Origin of the sequence: Alteromonas sp. 009811495 (assembly GCF_028865455.1) — a bacterium.
Taxonomy (GTDB): Bacteria; Pseudomonadota; Gammaproteobacteria; order Enterobacterales; family Alteromonadaceae; genus Alteromonas.
Genome location: NZ_CP113972.1, coordinates 764379 through 782552, shown reverse-complemented (window position 1 = coordinate 782552; position 18174 = coordinate 764379). Strand labels below are relative to the sequence as shown.

At 44.7% G+C, this 18174-nt stretch carries 16 protein-coding genes; 8 read left to right on the top strand and 8 right to left on the bottom strand.

Annotated elements, in window-relative coordinates:
* Positions 1-6: 6 nt before the first annotated feature.
* The 8 genes from acpS to djlA all read right to left on the bottom strand — a co-directional run bounded on the left by acpS (position 7) and on the right by djlA (position 7088).
* A complete protein-coding gene (gene acpS, locus OZ660_RS03500) occupies positions 7-399 on the bottom strand; it encodes a holo-ACP synthase (protein WP_274742571.1) in 393 nt (130 codons plus the stop codon).
* A gap of 27 nt (positions 400-426) precedes the next feature.
* Entirely contained in the window at positions 427-1164 is a 738-nt protein-coding gene (pdxJ, locus tag OZ660_RS03495; RefSeq protein WP_159623958.1) for a pyridoxine 5'-phosphate synthase, read from the bottom strand.
* Positions 1165-1352: 188 nt separating this feature from the next.
* On the bottom strand, positions 1353-2057 hold the full coding sequence (gene recO, locus OZ660_RS03490) for a DNA repair protein RecO (protein ID WP_274742570.1): 705 nt from the start codon (positions 2055-2057) through the stop codon (positions 1353-1355).
* An 80-nt stretch (positions 2058-2137) separates the two neighbouring features.
* Positions 2138-2419 carry a hypothetical protein gene (locus OZ660_RS03485; RefSeq protein ID WP_202263656.1) on the bottom strand — a complete coding sequence of 94 codons (282 nt, stop codon included), beginning with the start codon at positions 2417-2419 and terminating at the stop codon, positions 2138-2140.
* Between the two features lie 23 nt (positions 2420-2442).
* Positions 2443-4164, bottom strand: a complete 1722-nt coding sequence (recJ, locus tag OZ660_RS03480) for a single-stranded-DNA-specific exonuclease RecJ (RefSeq protein WP_274742569.1) — start codon at positions 4162-4164, stop codon at positions 2443-2445.
* A 164-nt stretch (positions 4165-4328) separates the two neighbouring features.
* Positions 4329-5051 carry a bifunctional protein-disulfide isomerase/oxidoreductase DsbC gene (dsbC, locus tag OZ660_RS03475; protein ID WP_159623962.1) on the bottom strand — a complete coding sequence of 241 codons (723 nt, stop codon included), beginning with the start codon at positions 5049-5051 and terminating at the stop codon, positions 4329-4331.
* Between the two features lie 249 nt (positions 5052-5300).
* Positions 5301-6227, bottom strand: a complete 927-nt coding sequence (gene xerD / locus OZ660_RS03470) for a site-specific tyrosine recombinase XerD (protein ID WP_274742568.1) — start codon at positions 6225-6227, stop codon at positions 5301-5303.
* Positions 6228-7088, bottom strand: a complete 861-nt coding sequence (gene djlA, locus OZ660_RS03465; RefSeq protein ID WP_159623964.1) for a co-chaperone DjlA — start codon at positions 7086-7088, stop codon at positions 6228-6230.
* Between the two features lie 427 nt (positions 7089-7515).
* Here djlA and OZ660_RS03460 point away from each other — a divergent pair, with 427 nt between their 5' ends.
* From OZ660_RS03460 to OZ660_RS03425, 8 genes are all read left to right on the top strand, one after another.
* Positions 7516-9768, top strand: coding sequence for an LPS-assembly protein LptD (locus OZ660_RS03460; protein ID WP_274742567.1), 2253 nt, complete (start codon positions 7516-7518; stop codon positions 9766-9768).
* A 61-nt stretch (positions 9769-9829) separates the two neighbouring features.
* Entirely contained in the window at positions 9830-11113 is a 1284-nt protein-coding gene (gene surA, locus OZ660_RS03455; RefSeq protein ID WP_159623966.1) for a peptidylprolyl isomerase SurA, read from the top strand.
* Positions 11114-11127: 14 nt separating this feature from the next.
* Positions 11128-12114 (top strand): 4-hydroxythreonine-4-phosphate dehydrogenase PdxA, encoded by a 987-nt coding sequence (gene pdxA / locus OZ660_RS03450; protein WP_274742566.1) that lies wholly within the window; start codon positions 11128-11130, stop codon positions 12112-12114.
* Positions 12111-12938: a 16S rRNA (adenine(1518)-N(6)/adenine(1519)-N(6))-dimethyltransferase RsmA gene (gene rsmA, locus OZ660_RS03445; protein WP_159623968.1), complete on the top strand. Its 828-nt coding sequence runs from the start codon at positions 12111-12113 to the stop codon at positions 12936-12938. Before pdxA ends, rsmA begins: the two co-directional genes overlap by 4 nt.
* Before the next feature lie 7 nt (positions 12939-12945).
* Positions 12946-13320, top strand: a complete 375-nt coding sequence (gene apaG / locus OZ660_RS03440; protein ID WP_202263617.1) for a Co2+/Mg2+ efflux protein ApaG — start codon at positions 12946-12948, stop codon at positions 13318-13320.
* 11 nt (positions 13321-13331) lie between these two features.
* The gene (locus OZ660_RS03435) at positions 13332-14159 is read left to right on the top strand and encodes a symmetrical bis(5'-nucleosyl)-tetraphosphatase (RefSeq protein WP_274742565.1); all 828 of its coding nucleotides are present in this window, start codon (positions 13332-13334) and stop codon (positions 14157-14159) included.
* 273 nt (positions 14160-14432) lie between these two features.
* The gene (locus OZ660_RS03430; protein ID WP_202263612.1) at positions 14433-16457 is read left to right on the top strand and encodes a HAMP domain-containing methyl-accepting chemotaxis protein; all 2025 of its coding nucleotides are present in this window, start codon (positions 14433-14435) and stop codon (positions 16455-16457) included.
* Between the two features lie 121 nt (positions 16458-16578).
* Positions 16579-18159, top strand: a complete 1581-nt coding sequence (locus tag OZ660_RS03425) for a diguanylate cyclase (RefSeq protein WP_274742564.1) — start codon at positions 16579-16581, stop codon at positions 18157-18159.
* Positions 18160-18174: the final 15 nt, after the last annotated feature.

The following is an 18174-nucleotide window of genomic DNA, read 5'->3' as shown; positions in this document are numbered from 1 at the left end:
ATGCTATTAAAGGGTTTCAAGAATGACAGTGGCAACAGCATAGTGCTGCTCGTCTGAAATACTGACGAGAGCGCTGACAATCCCTCTCGCTTCGCAGCGCGATGCGAACTCACCAGAAAACGTTAAACGAGGTGCACCCAACTCGTCGTTTGTCACTTCGATATGCTGCCAGCTAATGCCATTGCCGATGCCTGTTCCTAACGCCTTTACCGCCGCTTCTTTAGCGGCAAAACGCTTAGCGAGAAACCGCATAGGCGTTTTGTGTTCACAAAATTGTTGGTACTCGGCGGACGTAAGTACACGCTTAGCTAAGCGCTCATTAACGCTATCGCCATCGCTTGAGCGACTGCTTAAGCGCGCTATTTCAATAATATCAGTCCCTAAACCCGCTATTGCCACGTTCAAACCCTACTTTTTTTGCGAATTTTAAATACCAGCGCGAGCTTCTAACATAAGCTTACGCATATCGGAAACTGCGGTATGTAGCCCATCAAACGCTGCGCGAGCAATAATAGCGTGACCAATGTTTAGCTCGATCAATTGTGGTATCGCCGCAATTGGTTTTACGTTGTGGTAATGCAAGCCATGACCTGCATTCACTTTAAGTCCTAAGCTATCAGCATACTCAATGCCTTCAATCAATCGTGCTAGTTCTTTTTGCTGTTCATCTTCACTAGTAGCTTCTGCATACTGACCAGTATGAATTTCGATATAAGGTGCATTACACTTTGCAGCGGCATCAATTTGCGCCTTGTCAGCATCAATAAACAGCGACACCAAAATGTTGGCCTTGGCTAGTCTTTCACAAGCCGCCTTAATTGTGTCAAAGTTACCCGCTACATCGAGCCCCCCCTCTGTAGTCAGCTCTTCGCGTTTTTCAGGCACGAGACAACAAAATACGGGTTTAACTTCTTCGGCAATGGCGAGCATTTCATCAGTGACTGCCATTTCTAGATTTAAACGCGTATTAATGGTTTGCGCTAGTATGCGCACATCACGATCTTTAATATGACGGCGATCTTCACGAAGGTGCACAGTAATACCGTCAGCGCCAGCGCGCTCTGCGATATCCGCTGCATGAACTGGGTCAGGGTAATGGGTACCACGCGCATTGCGAAGTGTTGCGATATGGTCGATGTTAACGCCTAATAAAATCGTGCTCATTTCACCACCTGGGTTTTGTAGGCTGAACAAGGGCAACAGCCAAAAAAAGTTTACCAATAGAGTCGCGCAATTGTAGCAAAGTTTTTAGACTACAGCGGCGTAAATGCTATGGGTTAACAGAAAATAATGTAATGAATTCGAGGGGCTAGCCTTTATTTCAAGTACGCGAGTTAAGCGCGCGAGCTATGCTAGCGACTTTTGGGCATGAATAATTCGCGACTCTTAAGTGGTTTATCACCAATAAGCGGTTTTAGCAGGTCGCGACAAAGGACTTTTGCGACTTTCTTACTTAGTGGCGTAAATTCTCCTTGAGCGAGAGAAAGTAAAGCTGTTCCGGGAAAGCCTCTATTCCCTTGAATATGCTCGGGCATTTGCACAAAACCTGCGTCAGCTTGAAAATGGTAGCTGCCGTTTTCTTCAATAGGCATCTCATATTCAACATCGGTCGTAAAATCAGGTAATAGCCCCATTTCATCTAATAATGCAAACTCGAATTGGCGCAATGTAACTTCTATGTCGCCTTGCTCACTCAACGATGTTAGAGCTTGTTCGTAAGCACTGAACACGCCATCACTGGCAAGGCCGTTTGGCATGATCCTATTGGCAAGTTCATTGACGTACATAGCACAAAACAGTGAAGTCCCAACAAGGGGTATTGAGGGCGAAACACTTTCAACATGCGACAAATTCTTTAAATCAGACTTTCCCCTTAATTGAATACGCAAATGCTGGAACGGCTGCAACAAGCTCTTCTTATCTGATTTACTGTTTTTAACGCCTTTCGCCACCGCGCTTACACGCCCTTCTTCCAACGTGAAAAAGTCAACAATATAGCTTGTTTCACGGTAAGGGCGGCGGTGCAATACATAAGCGTTTAGCCAGTCGTTGTTCATACCTTTTCCACGATGCTTTTACCTAATCTACGTTGCACATACCTTTGCCACCTTGTGGGTCGCGCTTATGTGCCAAAACGCTAGCTGCGCTTTATACGAACCACTTTCATGGTTTCAAACTCGATGCCCGCGACGTCTTGCACTTGTCTGTAGTACGTCACGTTAACACGTGCCCCTTTAAGGCTTTGATATTGTTGCTTTCGCCGATAGATAAAAGGCACATCTATACCTTCAAGCATGATGGTGTGACGAATCCAATCACTGTCTTTCTCTTCACGCTGGACATGCGAGACCACTTTTGCATTGTCAGTCTGGTTTAGCTGCTGGTGCTTCTCGACGAGTTTTTGTCGCTCGCTTTTCATAGTAGACATTCCCCAATCGAAGGCTAGCAGGCCGTGATTTGCTCAATGATAAGTTGCACCGTTTCCTGACCGCGAAAAACATTGATATCAAGACGGTAAGCGATATGAACCCGCTTCACCATAGCGTTGGGCCAGACGTTTAAATCCACATTAAATGCAATTGCATCTATTTCATTATTTCCATCACTTTTTAACACCATTTTGAGGTGTTTTTGCCCGACAAGCCTTTGGTCTAACAAGGTAAATTCACCATCAAACAATGGCGACTCAAAGCCTTGCCCAAAAGGCCCCGCTTGACGCAATTGGTGAGCAAACGTCAAACACAACTCGCTGTCGGTTAAGTCTCCATCAGAAAGCAGCGCGTGATTGCCGTCAAGCTTTGCCATATGTTGACTGGCAATAGCGACAAATGCGTCTTCAAACGCCTTAAGCTTCGCAAGTGGTAAACTGAGCCCGGCCGCCATGGCGTGCCCGCCGAATTTATCGATAACCCCCGGGAAGCGCGTGTTAACTTCATCCAACACATCGCGAATATGTACGCCAGGAATAGAGCGTGCTGACCCTTTAATTATCTCATCGTCTTGATGTGCGAAGGCAATCACCGGCTTTAAGTACTTCTCTTTCAGCCTGCCCGCGACAATACCAATTACACCTTGGTGGAAATCTTCACGGTAAACCACTAGGGCTTCAGGCATCTCGCCTTCATTAAGGGCCATACTTTCAAGGGTTTGCTCAGCCTGGGCCTTCATACCCGTTTCAATTTCTCTGCGCTCTTTGTTAAGTGCATCAAGTTCCGCGGCAATCATTCTTGCCTGAATGGTGTCGTCTTCCAGCAAGCACGCTATACCTTGCGACATATCATCTAGGCGCCCTGCTGCATTTAAGCGCGGCCCTACGACAAATCCCAAGTCTGTTGACGTAAGGTGAGCACATTCTCGGTTTGCCACTTCTACCAGCGCTTTAATACCCGGACGGCACTTGCCAGCGCGTATTCGCTGCAAACCTTGGTGAACTAGAATTCGGTTATTTTTATCTAGCACCACTACATCGGCCACTGTCCCCACAGCCACAATATCAAGTAGCGATGCCAAGTTGGGTACAGCAATATTAGCCTTTTCGAAATATCCCCGTGATTGCAACTCGGCTTTCACTGCCAACATAATGTAAAAAGCAACGCCGACACCTGCAAGGTTCTTTGACGGAAAATTACAACCAGGTTGGTTAGGGTTTACTATCGCATCAGCGTCTGGCAGTACATCACCAGGCAAATGGTGATCAGTAACAATGACATCAATTCCCTTTGCCTTGGCATGAGCAACACCATCAATACATGAAATACCGTTATCAACCGTGACAATTACGTCAGCGCCTTGCTCTTTGGCCACATCAACAATAGGCACACTCAGGCCATAGCCAAAATCAAACCGGTTGGGTACTAAGTAGTCGATATTGTGATGCCCCATCATTCGCATAGCTAAGATACACACAGAAGTACTGGTTGCGCCGTCTGCGTCAAAATCGCCGACAATAATAAGCTTTTTATTTTGCTCGACGGCATCTGCTAGCATGCGTGCGGCTTTCGGCATACCTTTAAGCTCGTTAAAATGCGTTAGCCCTTTGAGACCATTTTCCAAGTCATCAATACGCACAACATTACGACCGCGATAAATTCTATCAATTACGGGGTGAAGGTCTGCGCTTAGCAAGTCGCCAGAGACCTCTCGGCGAACAATGGGCAATATCATGAGGTACCACTATATATCGTTGTAAATTATGAAGCTGAGTATTATATCTGTGCAGTAACCACTTGCATGTCATGCAAGCGCGACTGCAGCCAAAATAGTACCGCAGAAAAACAAAAAACGCACAAAGCGTGCGTTTTTTATCTAAAATAATGTAAGGAGTGTGCTTACTGTGCTTGCTCTAGTGCTTGAACAAGTAAGTCAGCAGGTTGATACCCTGGGATAAGTGAACCGTCAGGTAAAATGATGTTAGGTGTACCATTTACGCCTAACTTTTGTCCTAACAGGTATTGCTCTGCCACTTTATTTTTGCAACTTGCACTTGCTACATTGTCACCGGCTTTGGCATCAGTTAGGGCCTGCTGTGGATTAGCGGCACACCACACAGAAACCATATCTTCATAGTTCTGACTATTTAACCCCGCTCGAGGAAACGCCAAATATTGAACCGTCACACCGTTATCATTTAACTCGCCAATCTCATTGTGCAGTTTGCGGCAATAGCCACACGTTGTGTCGGTAAATACGGTGATCACGTGTTTTTCATTTTTTGCTTTAAACGTTATGGCAGATGAAGCCATGTCTTTCACACCAGCTAAGCGCAGTGACGATAATGCTACTTCCGTTTCATTTCGCATATTCTCATCAATATTGAAAACGCGAGCCTGAAGTAAGTATTCGCCGCTGTCACTTACGTAAAACAAACCGCGATTAGTCGATACTTGCACTAGACCAGGTACAGGAGAGTCAGCAAAGCTATCTACTTCAAGACCTAACATGGTTGTTAGCTTCGTACGAATTGCGGTTTCATCAGCGGCATGGGCAATCACACTTACAAAACTAGTTGCCACAACAGCGCTCGCTAACAAAAATTTCTTTATAGCTTTCACTCAATTACTCCATTACATCTTATCTGGGTTACACTAAAAAACGACCACATCTCTTATGCGTCATGTCGTTCAACGCCTAATGAAAAAACCCTTGGTTATTTATCAGACCTTAGGTACACCCTAAAAATTTCATTTATTTGCAGCTATGCTAACACACACCAGTGAGAACAAAATACTGCAGACTCGCCGCTTGTCGCAAACCTGCTCACAATCATAGCAAAGCGCTTTGATCGTGAGCTTACGTGCAAACTAGCCCCTAGGATGATGGCTATGTATCAGTGTTTGCAATCGCTCTGTCGCTACATGGGTATATATTTGCGTAGTAGACAGGTCGCTGTGGCCTAGTAACATTTGCACAACACGTAAATCCGCACCATGGTTAAGTAAGTGAGTAGCAAAGGCATGCCGCAATGTATGGGGTGACAAATGCTGCTCGATACCCGCTTTTACCGCATAGTATTTTATGCGATGCCAAAACGTTTGCCGCGTCATTTTCTGCCCGCGTTTACTCAAAAACACCACATCAGTTTGTTTACTTGCCAAAATAGGCCTTGCCGTCTTAACGTAGGTAAGTAACCACTCGATGGCCTCTTCGCCCAAAGGTACAAGGCGTTCCTTATTCCCTTTACCGACAACGCGCACCACGCCTTGTTGCAAACTAATCTGCTCCATCGTCAAACCAACAAGCTCGCTTACGCGAAGCCCAGTGGCATAGAGAACCTCAAGCATGCTTTTATCGCGACATTCGATGGGATCTTCGGTGTCTGGCGCGGCAAGTAAGTCTTCGACTTGTTGCTGTGATAACGACGAGGGTAATGACTTTGGCGTCTTAGGATTAGATAAAGCTGATACCGGACTATCTACGCGAATCTGTTTACTTATAAGAAAAACAAAAAAAGCTCTAATAGCACTTAGCGCACGCTGCGTGCTTCGCGTCGAAAGCCCCTTTTCATGCCGATAAGCGAGGTAGTCCTGCAGCTGCTCTGTAACAAGCAATGCAATATCTTTGACACCTTGGTTATTACAGTAAATTGCTAATTTAGTAAGGTCGGTGCGATAACTTTGCTGCGTGTGCTCAGACAGCCCTTTTTCTAACCACAGCATTTCAATGAAGCTATCAATGTGCGCTTGACTTGCTGCAGGCACATAGGTCAATTCACGTTGTGTAGATTTCATTTAAAAGCCACGCTTTTGCTTAATAAGCTCGTATGCAGACTGAATGTCTTGAGCTTTCTTTTTGGCAATTTCCATTGCCTGCTCAGGTAACCCTTTTGATACTAATTTATCAGGGTGGTGTTCAGCCATTCTTTTGCGATACGCGCGCTTGATAACTTTTTCATCATCTGACGCTGAGACGCCGAGTATGCGATAAGCATCATCAATACTTTGCTGTTCTGAATAAGCCTGCTGGCCTTGAGCGCCCTGACGATATTGCCCATTCGAATGCGAGCGTTGGCCACCGCGCTGCCTAAAACGGATTTCTGCTTCGTACATTGAAATAAGGTAGTCGAGGTCACGACGCCTAAACCCAAGCGGTTTCGCTACCTTTTCAAGTACGTTGTACTCTTCTTGTGACAAGGTGCCATCGGCAAAGGCAGACTGAATGAGAATTTCTAAAAATACCTGAAGAATATCGCGGCGACCATGAGTCGCTTCATAAAAGCCTTTAAGTGTCTCAACCAGAGGAAAGTCACGTGCTTTTCCTTCGCGAAATGCATCTTGCGCCTCGCGACGGGCATCGCCTGTTAACCGCATCTCATCCATTAATGCTGTCGCGATTTGTATTTCTTTGCTGGTCACCTTTCCGTCTGATTTAGCAAGATGGCCCAGTGCGCTAAATAGACTGTGAAAGAAAATAGCTTGTTGCTTTAGGCTATTTTGGTCGGTAAAAAAACGACCAAATCCACCAAGCTGATTGAAATCCTGGCTATAAGCCTTATCAAAAAAGTGCCCTACAACTAAGCCGAGAATCGCACCTGGAATCTTTAAGAACATAAAGCCAAATAAGGCACCGAGGATCTTCCCCCAAATAGACATCTACGCGTACTCCATTGTTTGCTTAGTTTCCCATTACTTGGCTTTATTACTCGCAGACTCACGCTATTTTTTAGTCAAAATGAACTGCGGCATTTCAGAGCACTATATCAAACGGCTCTCTTAATCCAAATAAGATGTAGGTGTGGAGTGAAAATTTTCAAGCTTAATGGGTCATGCGAAAAGCGTTTATTGCTCATATTTTCTATTAGGTGATAGATAATATGCATTTTTTCACATCAATGGTTGGTAATTGCGCGAGAAGTGCTTAGAATTGACCTCTTAGACTATTAGCGTCCTCCTTAAGCAACAATTGAGCTTTGAAATATGCTTTAGGTGGGATAAACAATAATGCTGAACTATACAAGACGCGCGTCGTCTTAGCTGGGTTATAAAAGCAATTTACAACAAATAGGCCACCCATTAACGCATGAAAAAAACCTGCGCCATCGTTGTTTGTGCGACATTTTTGCCTACTGTCGCGTTTGCACAGGAAACAACAGATTCTCGTACTAATTCAGATTCGAATGCAGCTCCACTTGCGTTCTGCTCTGTTGAGCCTGTTACCTTTAGCAGCAAAGCACTTATGCCTAAAGGGCATGTTAAGGTTGAAGCCAATCGCACTGAAATTATACAAGACAAAGTTGCGTTGTTTTCAGGCGATGTTGACATTACCTCTGACACAGCGGTAATTCAGGCCGCGCAAGCGCAAGTTAACGGCAACGGAAAAGATCTGATTGCAAAAGGTGATGTCACCTACCAAGATGCCCAACTAAAAGTAGAAAGTGATTCCGTTTCGCTTCGCTCTGTTGAAGAGCGTTTAGAAATGACGAATACCCGATATCAATTGACGGGTTTTGTGGGTCAAGGCGCGGCAAAAGACATTGTTTTAGATACCGACACTGGGATTGTGTTAAAAGACGTAAGCTTTACTACGTGCCCTGAAGGCGATGAAGACTGGTTAATTCGCGCCAGCGAAATAAGTCTAGAAAAAGGCACCGTTTGGGGTCAAGCCAAACACACCCGCTTCTATATTGCTGACGTGCCTGTTTTCTATCTACCCTATTTTGCCTTCCCAGTAAGTAATGAGCGTCAAACTGGCCTACTATTTCCAGAGCTTACAAGCTCTAGCAGAACTGGCGTAGACTATACACAGCCGTTCTACTGGAATATCGCCCCCAACTACGACATGACAATAGCACCGCGGGTTATGACACTACGTGGCATTCAGTTAAATACCGAATTTCGCTATTTAACCGAACACAGTCAAGGTAAAGCGTATGTCGAATATTTACCAAGTGATTCAGACATATCTGGCAACCCAGACCGTTATTTTTACCGTTTACAGCACCAAGGGTTAATTGGCGATAATTGGCTTCTAAACGTTGATTTTAACGGGTTAAGCGATAACAACTACTTATTAGATTTAGGTTCGGATTACTACAGCCGTGCCGATACCCACCTGTACCGCAGTATTGGTATGAGCTATTACTCAGAAAATCTGTCGGTGAATATGCAGATTAAAGACTTTGAAGTGTTGGGTAATACTGCCGATAGTTATCGCGCGGTTCCAGAAATCAAAGTTAATTATAACAAGCCATTAGGTGATTTTTTTGAGTTTAATCTGGACTCAGAAGTTGCTCATTTTGACAATACGTTAGATACCGCACCTACTGCAACCCGCTTTCATATAGCGCCAACACTTGCAATGCCACTGCGTTCTGCATGGGGAGAGTTTACTGCTGAAACTACGTTATTTCAGACGGTATACCGCCAAGATAACGTAGAGGGCACAGACTTAGATGAAAACGTAGAGCGCACACTTGGCCAAGGCCGACTGTACGGAGCCTTGTATTTTGAACGAGATAAATCGTGGTTTAGCGACGACATGTCGATGACCTTTGAGCCAAAAATACAGTATTTGTATACGTCGTATGAAGACCAAACTGCTATTGGCTTTTATGATTCTACGCCGCTACTTACTGACGTAGAAGGGCTCTTTAGAGGACAAGAATTTACAGGTCTTGACCGTATCAGCGACAACAATCAAATTACCCTTGGTGCGACCACGCGAATGTTAGATAAAAACAATCGGGAACAATTTGTCCTAAGTGTGGGTCAGATATTCTATCTTGAAGATAACAAAGTTGTGGCCGCCACTAAAAATCAAGACCGTTCAGCACTTGCTGCCGAAGTTGATTGGCGCGTTAATAAAAATTGGTTCTTCCATACTGACGTTCAGGTAACAACAGATACTGACAAAGTCGACTTGAGCAGTCTTGGGGTAGAGTACAGAAAAGATGACGCGCGCTTTATCCAAGTCAGCCACCGTTATGTACGCGACTTAAGTGGCGAAACCATTGATCAAATTGGTATTTCTGCAAGTTGGCCTATTTCTGAGAACTGGCAGTGGGTAGGCAGAACCTATCGTGATTTAGAGCGCCATCGCAGTGTTGAAACATATACCGGTATTCAATATGAATCGTGCTGCTGGGCAATTCGCTTAGTTGCTCAAAGAAGCTTGAATAATCGATTCAATGCCCGTGGCGAGCAAACCACAGACGACTTTGACTCTGGTGTGTCGCTTCAGTTTATCTTTAAAGGTATAGGTTCTTCAGGAACCCGTAGAAGCATGCTAAAAGACGGTATGTTTGGCTATCGCCAGCCTTATAGTTTAAATTAACCCGCAGTTGAGCATACGCAAGTGTGCACAAGTGTAATTAACCAATAATAAAAGAGTGTGTATGAAGTTCATTATCCGAGCATTGATGTTAGGTGCCCTACTCTCATTTAACAGCATTGCGCAAGAAGTTATGCTAGACCGCGTAGCGGTAATTGTTGACCAAGGCGTGGTACTTGAAAGCGAGATCGAAGCCCTTGTGCAGGAAGTAAAAAGAAACGCCGAGGCGAATGGCCAGCAGCTCCCCTCTGATCGCGCACTTCGCACACAGGCCATTGAACGACTCATTACAAAAAGCCTTCAGCTTCAAATGGCTGAACGCATGGGTATTCAAATCAGTGACCCTCAATTAGAGCAAACGATTGGGAATATCGCGGCGAGTCAAAATGCGACTATTGAGCAACTTCGCGAATCAATAGCACTTCAAGGCATTGCTTATGAAGATTATCGCGAAGATATCCGCGAAGAAATTATCATGGGTGAAGTTCGTCGCGCTAATGTGCGCCGCCGTGTTTATATCACACCTCAAGAAATAAACACCTTGATAGAACTTATGGAACAGCAAGGAGCCGAGCAAGCGGAATATCGTCTTGGTCACATCCTTATTGGATTTCCAACGGAGCCAACAGACGAAGACATTCAAGCGGCACGTGAACGCGCTGACAAAGTTATTGCACTTTTGGAGTCTGGTTCAGACTTTGCTAAAATAGCCATCGCATCTTCTTCAGGTAACGAAGCACTTGAAGGTGGTGATATGGGATGGATGAACATCAATGCTATGCCTACCCTATTTGCAGAAGCAATTCAGGGTAAAGACAAAGACGTATTGGTTGGGCCAATTCGAAGCGGCGCTGGCTTTCACATTCTAAAAGTACTTGATACCCGTGGTATTGAGAAAATTACGGTAGAAGAAGTTAACTCACGCCATATCTTGGTAAAACCGTCTATTATTCTTAGTGAAGACAAAGCCAAATCGATGCTAATTCGCTTTAGAGAAGAAGTTGAGAGTGGTGAGTCTGACTTTGCTGAATTAGCAAAAGAATATTCTGAAGATCCAGGCTCTGCACTGCGCGGTGGTGAATTAGGCTGGTCAGATCCAGAGAACTACACGCCGGCATTTAAAGAAGCGTTGGCACAACTTGAGCCAGGTGAGTTTAGCGATCCGGTTCGTTCAACGTTTGGCTGGCACTTAATTCAACTTATCGATCGTCGAGTTGATGATGCAACAGACAAGCGCAAAGAAGAAAAAGCATCTCAGTTAATCTTCAACCGTAAATTTGCCGAAGAAACCGAAAACTGGCTTCGCGAAATGCGTGATGCGGCGTATGTTGAAGTTGTAGATTCATAAACATTAAGTGATACATGAGTACACCAATTAAAATAGCAATTACGCCGGGAGAGCCGGCTGGAATAGGGCCAGATTTAATTATTAAACTGGCCCAAGAGACATGGCAGGCACAGCTTGTCGTGTTTGCCGACGGTGACATGCTCAGAGCAAGGGCCGAACGGCTAGATTTACCGCTAACCCTTATTGAATACGACGCCAATAACCCGCAAGTACAAGCTGCGGGTTCGTTGTTTATTAAGCAGATAGATAAATCTGTAGACGTTATCGCAGGTACGCTTGATAGCGAAAATGGACTCTACGTTGTCGAGACATTACGACAAGCCTGCCAAGCCAATATGGATGGAGACTTTGACGCAGTTGTTACAGGCCCCGTACATAAGGGCATAATTAACAAGGCTGGGGTATCATTTAGCGGACATACCGAGTTCTTCGCCTATCAATCAAACACTATCGATGTGGTTATGCTGCTAGCAACGGAAGGACTTAACGTTGCCCTTGCGACAACACATATCCCGCTAGAGTACGTGGCGAAAGCGATCACTCGTGAGCGATTACACAAAGTGATTCACATCATTAATACCGATCTTAAACTTAAATTTGGTATTAAAGAACCCCACATTTACGTGTGTGGACTAAACCCTCACGCTGGTGAAGATGGGCATATTGGAACGGAAGAAATTCAAACTATCATACCGGCACTGGAAGAGTTACGCGCTGAAGGTTTGAATATTACCGGACCTTTGCCAGCCGATACCATTTTTCAGCCGAAGTATTTAGAAAATGCTGATGTTGTACTGGCTATGTACCACGACCAAGGCCTGCCTGTATTGAAATATAAAGGGTTTGGCGCATCAGTAAATATCACTCTGGGTTTGCCTTTCATTCGTACCTCAGTAGATCACGGCACCGCCCTTGACCTTGCAGGTACAGGAGAAGCTGACGCCGGAAGTTTCAGAAAAGCATTGGAAAAAGCCATTGAGCTTGCACAACATCAACAATGAGTAAAACACATTTAGGCCATACGGCCAGAAAACGATTTGGCCAAAACTTCCTTCACGATGAATATGTGATTGGAAAAATTGTTGCCGCAATTGGCCCCAAAAACGAACAAAACTTAGTCGAGATTGGCCCAGGTCTTGGTGCACTAACCGATCCAGTATGTGAAGAGGTTGATGCCTTAACGGTTATCGAGCTGGACCGAGACTTAGCTAAGCGGTTACGCCATCACCCTTTCAATGGTGACAAGCTAACCGTTATTGAACAAGATGCCATGACAATGGACTTTTCGGCCTTATTAAAAGAAATGCCGATTAAGGACAAAAAGCTTCGCGTGTTTGGTAACTTGCCGTACAACATCTCAACGCCTTTAATGTTTCATTTATTCGATCACGCCAGCAGTATTGAAGACATGCACTTTATGCTGCAAAAAGAAGTGGTGAATAGATTGGCTGCTGGGCCTGGTTCAAAGAACTATGGCCGTTTATCGGTTATGGCACAATATTACTGTCATGTCATTCCAGTACTTAACGTGCCGCCAGGCGCTTTCAAACCTGCGCCAAAGGTAGACTCAGCAGTAGTAAAATTAGTTCCTCACAGTGCACCACCGGTTGATGTTGTTTCGGTAAATACGCTTGAGCGTGTCTGTGCACAAGCCTTTAACCAACGCCGAAAAACCATTCGTAACTCTTTGAAAGATTGCTTGAGTGAAGAAGAAATAAGCGCATTAGGTATCGACCCAACATGTCGGGCAGAAGTGCTGTCTCTTGGCGATTTCGCCACACTTGCCAATGCAGTTTCAGCTAAAGAGAGCCAACAAGAGCAGTAAGGCATCTATGGAAGAACTCGATATTCAGGTGCGAGTGAAAACTCGCCACCTTCCTGACCACCTCCCTTCTGACGCCAAGCAATACGCGTTTGCTTATCACATCACAATAGAGAATAAGAGTAACGAGACGGTTCAATTGATTAATCGTTATTGGCGTATAACCGACGCAAACGGTAAAACCTCTGAAGTGGAAGGGGCCGGTGTTGTTGGAAAACAGCCGATATTAAAGGCAGGTGAAAGTTTTGATTACACCAGTGGCGCGGTCATTGACACACCCGTTGGAAATATGGAAGGCTACTATGAAATGGAACGTGAAAACGGCGAGCGTTTCCGCGTGCCAATTTCAGTATTCCGTTTAGCCATTCCCAGTATTCTCCATTAAGGTAGCTTCGCATGTCGCAAGGCAACACGTACGTCATTGGTGATATTCAAGGTTGTTATGATGGTCTGCGTCGCGTTCTGGATAAAGCGCGCTTTGACCCCAATGCCGACAACCTCTTCGCAGTGGGCGATTTAGTGGCTAGAGGTGAAGACTCTTTAAGTACATTACGCTTTCTTAAATCTCTTGGCGACAGTTTCTCCAGTGTTTTAGGCAATCACGACCTCCATTTACTTGCCGTTGTAAATAACATACGCAAAGCGAAAAAATCGGATAAGCTCGCGCCGCTACTCAGTGCTCCAGATCTGCCAGAACTTGTGGATTGGTTACGTCACTTTCCTCTTGCCCAAAAAGTAGCAAACAACACAGTAATCGTTCATGCAGGCTTATATCCAATGTGGTCAACGCACAAGCTACTTGCGTTAAGTGACGAAGTGAGTGATGTACTCAAACGCCCGCAATACGCTTCCTTTTTAACAGAAATGTATGGCAACAAGCCTCATAAATGGTCAGAGGAATTAGCTGGTAGCGAACGCCTGCGGTTTATCGTAAACGCCTGCACAAGAATGCGTTTCGTTCACAAAAATTCGACGCTAGATTTCGATAACAAAGCACATCCCAGTGCCATAATGCATAGTACAAGCAGCACCTTACTTCCATGGTTCGAACATGAAAATACGCATTTGGGCCGCAATGAAAAGGTCATTTTTGGGCATTGGGCTGCATTGTCAGGACAAACCAATAACCCGCAATTTATTGGCCTAGATACCGGTTATGTATGGGGCCAATCCATGACCATGTTAGAGCTTGGTAAGAATGAGCTAATTAGTGTTTCGGCATGAGCGTACACTTCATTTAGTGAGCAAACTTCCTTACGAATAGTAAAAACTTGACCAAAACTGGTACAACCAGTAACTATTTATGTGCAAATAGCATAAATAAAGTAAACATTAAGTCTCTGAAGCCGATACAATTATTTGTGATAGTAACGATGATGTATTAAACCTTCACCCTAAAGTACAATCACATTCATGTTGATTTGGGTGTATTTTAATAAGGTTGAGGGGTAATATCGTTAGTGATAAGAACAAAAATGCACTCATCCAGGAGTTCCGATGAAAATAACCGTAGCCACGCGCGTAATCGGGGGATTTGTAGCGATCAGCGCACTTCTGATCGTAATCAGTGTTGTTTCGCTTTATAACCTCAATTCAATAGGCTCTGCGACCGAAGAGGTCAACGATGTCGCCCTTCCAACCGTTGCAGGTAGTAACGCGTTGAAAGCCAGCTTTCTTAATATGGGTCGGCTGACTTTTGAGAGTTATATTGAAGAAGAGCTCAATGGACTTGAGAAAAAACGCACTTCGTTTAACGCCGCAAAAGAGAGCTTTGATAGTGAGTATAAGAAACTTGCCCTTGCTGTCGATGACCAACCACAGTTAAAGAGTACACTGAATTCAGTTCGACAATCTTTCGATGCGTATACCGCAAACGTCGAAGAAATGTATAAGAATCATGAAAAGTACTTGGGACTTCGCAATACAATTCAAGACCGCTTAGGCGACGCTGAAGATAACGCAGATGACGCTTCAACATATCTTCTTGATTTTTCTGACTTAGATGCAGTTCAAAGCAATGCAAGTCTACGTAGAGCAGCCGAAGTAGGCAGTCAATTAGAGTCTTCACTGTTATCCCTACTTACCGTGTCTAACGAATACGTGAAAACGCAAACGCTAGTGCGTTCTCAAACCTTGGGTAATGAAGTTGACCTTGTTGTTGAAAAAGTGGTTACCCAGCTAAGCGAAATGGTTGAAACCGCTGGTGGCCGCGATGACTCAGGAACGCTAGATGAAATTAACGATTTAGTTAACGGTGCTGTAAACGCTATTAAAGCCAGTGATGGCGTAGTTCAGCTGCATGTAGACCGCCTAGAGCGCCGAAATGATGCGGAAAAAGCGCTTAACGCATCTGATGCGAATATCGCTCAGGGCATTATTGAGCTAGAAAAACTGTTAACAGAAGCCGACAGAAAGGCCAGCGATATAGAAGAACAGGTAAACGGCACCATCACGACAGGTAACACCATTGTTGTGCTAGTGGTACTTTTCTCAATTGCCATTGCTGCCTTTATTGGGTTTGTGACAGTACGCGCGATTACTCGCCCGCTTTATCGTGTTAATGAGTTACTGACAGTAGCATCGTCTGGTGATTTAACACATCGCCTTGATGATTCAGCACAAGACGAGTTTGGACTACTGGCCAGAAACTGTAATAAGCTAATTGGTAACTTGAAAGAGTTGATCACTGCTATTAACGTGCGTGCAGAGCAACTTGCTGCCGCATCAGAGCAAACCTCAGCAGTGACCGCGCAAACTACGCATTCAATCCAAGACCAAAAGTCGCAAATTGGACAAGTAGCCACAGCAACAACAGAAATGCACTCCACGTCACAACTTGTGGTGCAAAATGCAGAAGATACGCTTAGCCAAATCCGTCATGCGGATGCCGAAGCAGAAAATGTCAGACAAATTTCAATAGAAAACAAAAATACTATCGAAATTTTGGCTAAAGACGTTCAAGACGCAGCAGACGTTATTAATAAACTTCATCAAGATAGCGCAAGTATAGGCGGCATTCTTGATGTTATTCGCGGTGTTGCAGACCAAACTAACTTACTTGCACTTAACGCAGCAATTGAGGCGGCGCGTGCTGGTGAGCAAGGTCGTGGTTTTGCGGTTGTCGCAGACGAGGTAAGAACCCTTGCAAGCCGTACTCAAGAATCTACCCAAGAAATCAACGCGATGATTGAGGTTCTACAAGCTGGTGCTGAACGCGCTGTTGCGGTTATGAACCAAGGTAAAGAGCAAACCGCAGCCTGTGTGGCGCAAACTGAACGTGCAACACAGGCTCTGGACATTATTTCTGATGCGGTGCATAAAGCGCACGATGTAAGTTCTCAAATTGAGCAGTCGGCTCGTGAACAAAATACGGTATCGCAAGAAATCAGTGAGAAGCTTGAAACTATAGTAGGCATTGCAGAAGAGACTACCGCAGGTGCACAACAAACGTCTGAGTCTAGCCACGAAGTGGCAAGATTAGCGGAAGAACTGCAACAATCAATTCGTCAGTTTAAGGTGTAAATACCCGTAAACTCGACAAAAAGTACGTAATGAAAGGGCTCCGCAAGGAGCCCTTTTTTGTTCCCCGGCGAAACCTAATAGGTTGGCTATACTGTAAGAAGTGTTTGTTGAGGGGGATATTTTGAGTACTCGGTCGCTTCGTTCTCAATTAGTTTTGGGGGTAGTCATTGTGATCACTACCTTTGTTGCTGTGCAATTGTGTATACGCGCATTTGTGACTTACCCACAGCTAAAGGCCCTTTCTGAGAAACACGACGTTTATGAGCTGCAGAGAGTTGCATCAGAAGTTCAGCAAGAACTTAGGGCACTTGAAAACTTGGTGTACGACAATGCCGTGTGGGACTCTACGTATAACGCCATTGCGACAAAAGATGTGAATTGGCTAGCGAAAACCTACTTCTTACCTACAAGCTATACCACGTTAGGCATTGATGGATGGCTTTTCTTTGACAAGCACAATAATGTCGTTGCTGCTGAGGTGTTTCAATCCACTCTTACCCTTGATGAGATTAGTCAGGCCGTCGCTACAAGTGGCATTTTCGACGCTGTTGAACAACCAAGCACGGTTCATACTGTGTTTTCAATGTTTAGAGACACCCCTGTGGCACTTATCGCAAGTAAAATACTTCCTTCCGATGAACAGGGTGACTCCAATGGAACCGCTGTTGTTTTACAACGAATTGATCAAAGTTTCATTGAAAAGATCACGCCTAATATTACTAGTGACATAACCTTTCATGCTATTGATTCACTAACACCGCAGGCTATTTCGCAAAGCACTTCCTTCGATGCGCTAAATGTAGATGGTGTTTCAACACCAACTAGTTCGGCAACACTGCCTCGTCTATACGTGCGTTTCGAATCACAACAAGGGCAAACACTATTCGCTATATCAATTGCCCGTCCCAAAGGGCCGGATAAACACGTAATTGTAGATGGAAGCCTATTAGGAGGAGCACTTGTGTCGGTGCTGTCTTTGATTGTGTTCTACGGTTTTATTAATAGAAAACTCATCAACCCCGTCTATGAATTGCTGAGTCTGGTTCAGCGTGCCCAAGACGAGCAAGACTTCTCGCTTCGCTGTAAGCCAGATGGTGACAACGAAGTACATCAACTTGGCACACGATTGAATAACCTACTTTCACTTATTGAAAAACAACAAAACGCGGTTTATGAAAAAAATCAAATACTCGAAGGGTTAAGCCGTACAGATGCACTAACAGGACTTTCTAATAGGCGCTACTTTGACGAGTGGTTAGCCACACTGGCAGATAGTTCAAGCACAACGAACAACGCCCTTAGCCTTTTAGTGATTGATATCGACTACTTTAAACTGTTCAACGATTATTACGGACATGCAAAAGGAGACGAAGCACTGAAGCTAGTTGCTTCAAGTATTAAACAGTCACTTCATGAGGCTACCGACCATGCGTTTAGGTTTGGTGGAGAAGAGTTCACCGTCATATTGCAAAACACCAACTTAAAAGATGCCAAAACCGTCGCTGAAAATATTCGCAAACACGTAGAGAATATAAATTATGCGCATGATAAGTCCCCTATTTCTGACTATATTACTATCTCAGTAGGCGTTGCCGCTAAAGCCCCGGGCGAGCAACTAAACGAGAGTGAACTATTTGCCGATGCTGACCGCGCACTCTATCAAGCAAAAGCCAAGGGGAGAAACACGGTGTGCAGTGCCTAGCACACCAGAGCACGC

What these genes read in the sequence shown, in the direction of transcription:
- pdxJ (WP_159623958.1), bottom strand. Translation starts at nt 1,164, where the DNA reads ATGAGCACGATTTTATTAGGCGTTAACATCGACCATATCGCAACACTT.
- recO (WP_274742570.1), bottom strand. Translation starts at nt 2,057, where the DNA reads ATGAACAACGACTGGCTAAACGCTTATGTATTGCACCGCCGCCCTTAC.
- OZ660_RS03485 (WP_202263656.1), bottom strand. Translation starts at nt 2,419, where the DNA reads ATGAAAAGCGAGCGACAAAAACTCGTCGAGAAGCACCAGCAGCTAAAC.
- recJ (WP_274742569.1), bottom strand. Translation starts at nt 4,164, where the DNA reads ATGATATTGCCCATTGTTCGCCGAGAGGTCTCTGGCGACTTGCTAAGC.
- xerD (WP_274742568.1), bottom strand. Translation starts at nt 6,227, where the DNA reads ATGAAATCTACACAACGTGAATTGACCTATGTGCCTGCAGCAAGTCAA.
- djlA (WP_159623964.1), bottom strand. Translation starts at nt 7,088, where the DNA reads ATGTCTATTTGGGGGAAGATCCTCGGTGCCTTATTTGGCTTTATGTTC.
- OZ660_RS03460 (WP_274742567.1), top strand. Translation starts at nt 7,516, where the DNA reads ATGAAAAAAACCTGCGCCATCGTTGTTTGTGCGACATTTTTGCCTACT.
- surA (WP_159623966.1), top strand. Translation starts at nt 9,830, where the DNA reads ATGAAGTTCATTATCCGAGCATTGATGTTAGGTGCCCTACTCTCATTT.
- pdxA (WP_274742566.1), top strand. Translation starts at nt 11,128, where the DNA reads ATGAGTACACCAATTAAAATAGCAATTACGCCGGGAGAGCCGGCTGGA.
- rsmA (WP_159623968.1), top strand. Translation starts at nt 12,111, where the DNA reads ATGAGTAAAACACATTTAGGCCATACGGCCAGAAAACGATTTGGCCAA.
- apaG (WP_202263617.1), top strand. Translation starts at nt 12,946, where the DNA reads ATGGAAGAACTCGATATTCAGGTGCGAGTGAAAACTCGCCACCTTCCT.
- OZ660_RS03435 (WP_274742565.1), top strand. Translation starts at nt 13,332, where the DNA reads ATGTCGCAAGGCAACACGTACGTCATTGGTGATATTCAAGGTTGTTAT.
- OZ660_RS03430 (WP_202263612.1), top strand. Translation starts at nt 14,433, where the DNA reads ATGAAAATAACCGTAGCCACGCGCGTAATCGGGGGATTTGTAGCGATC.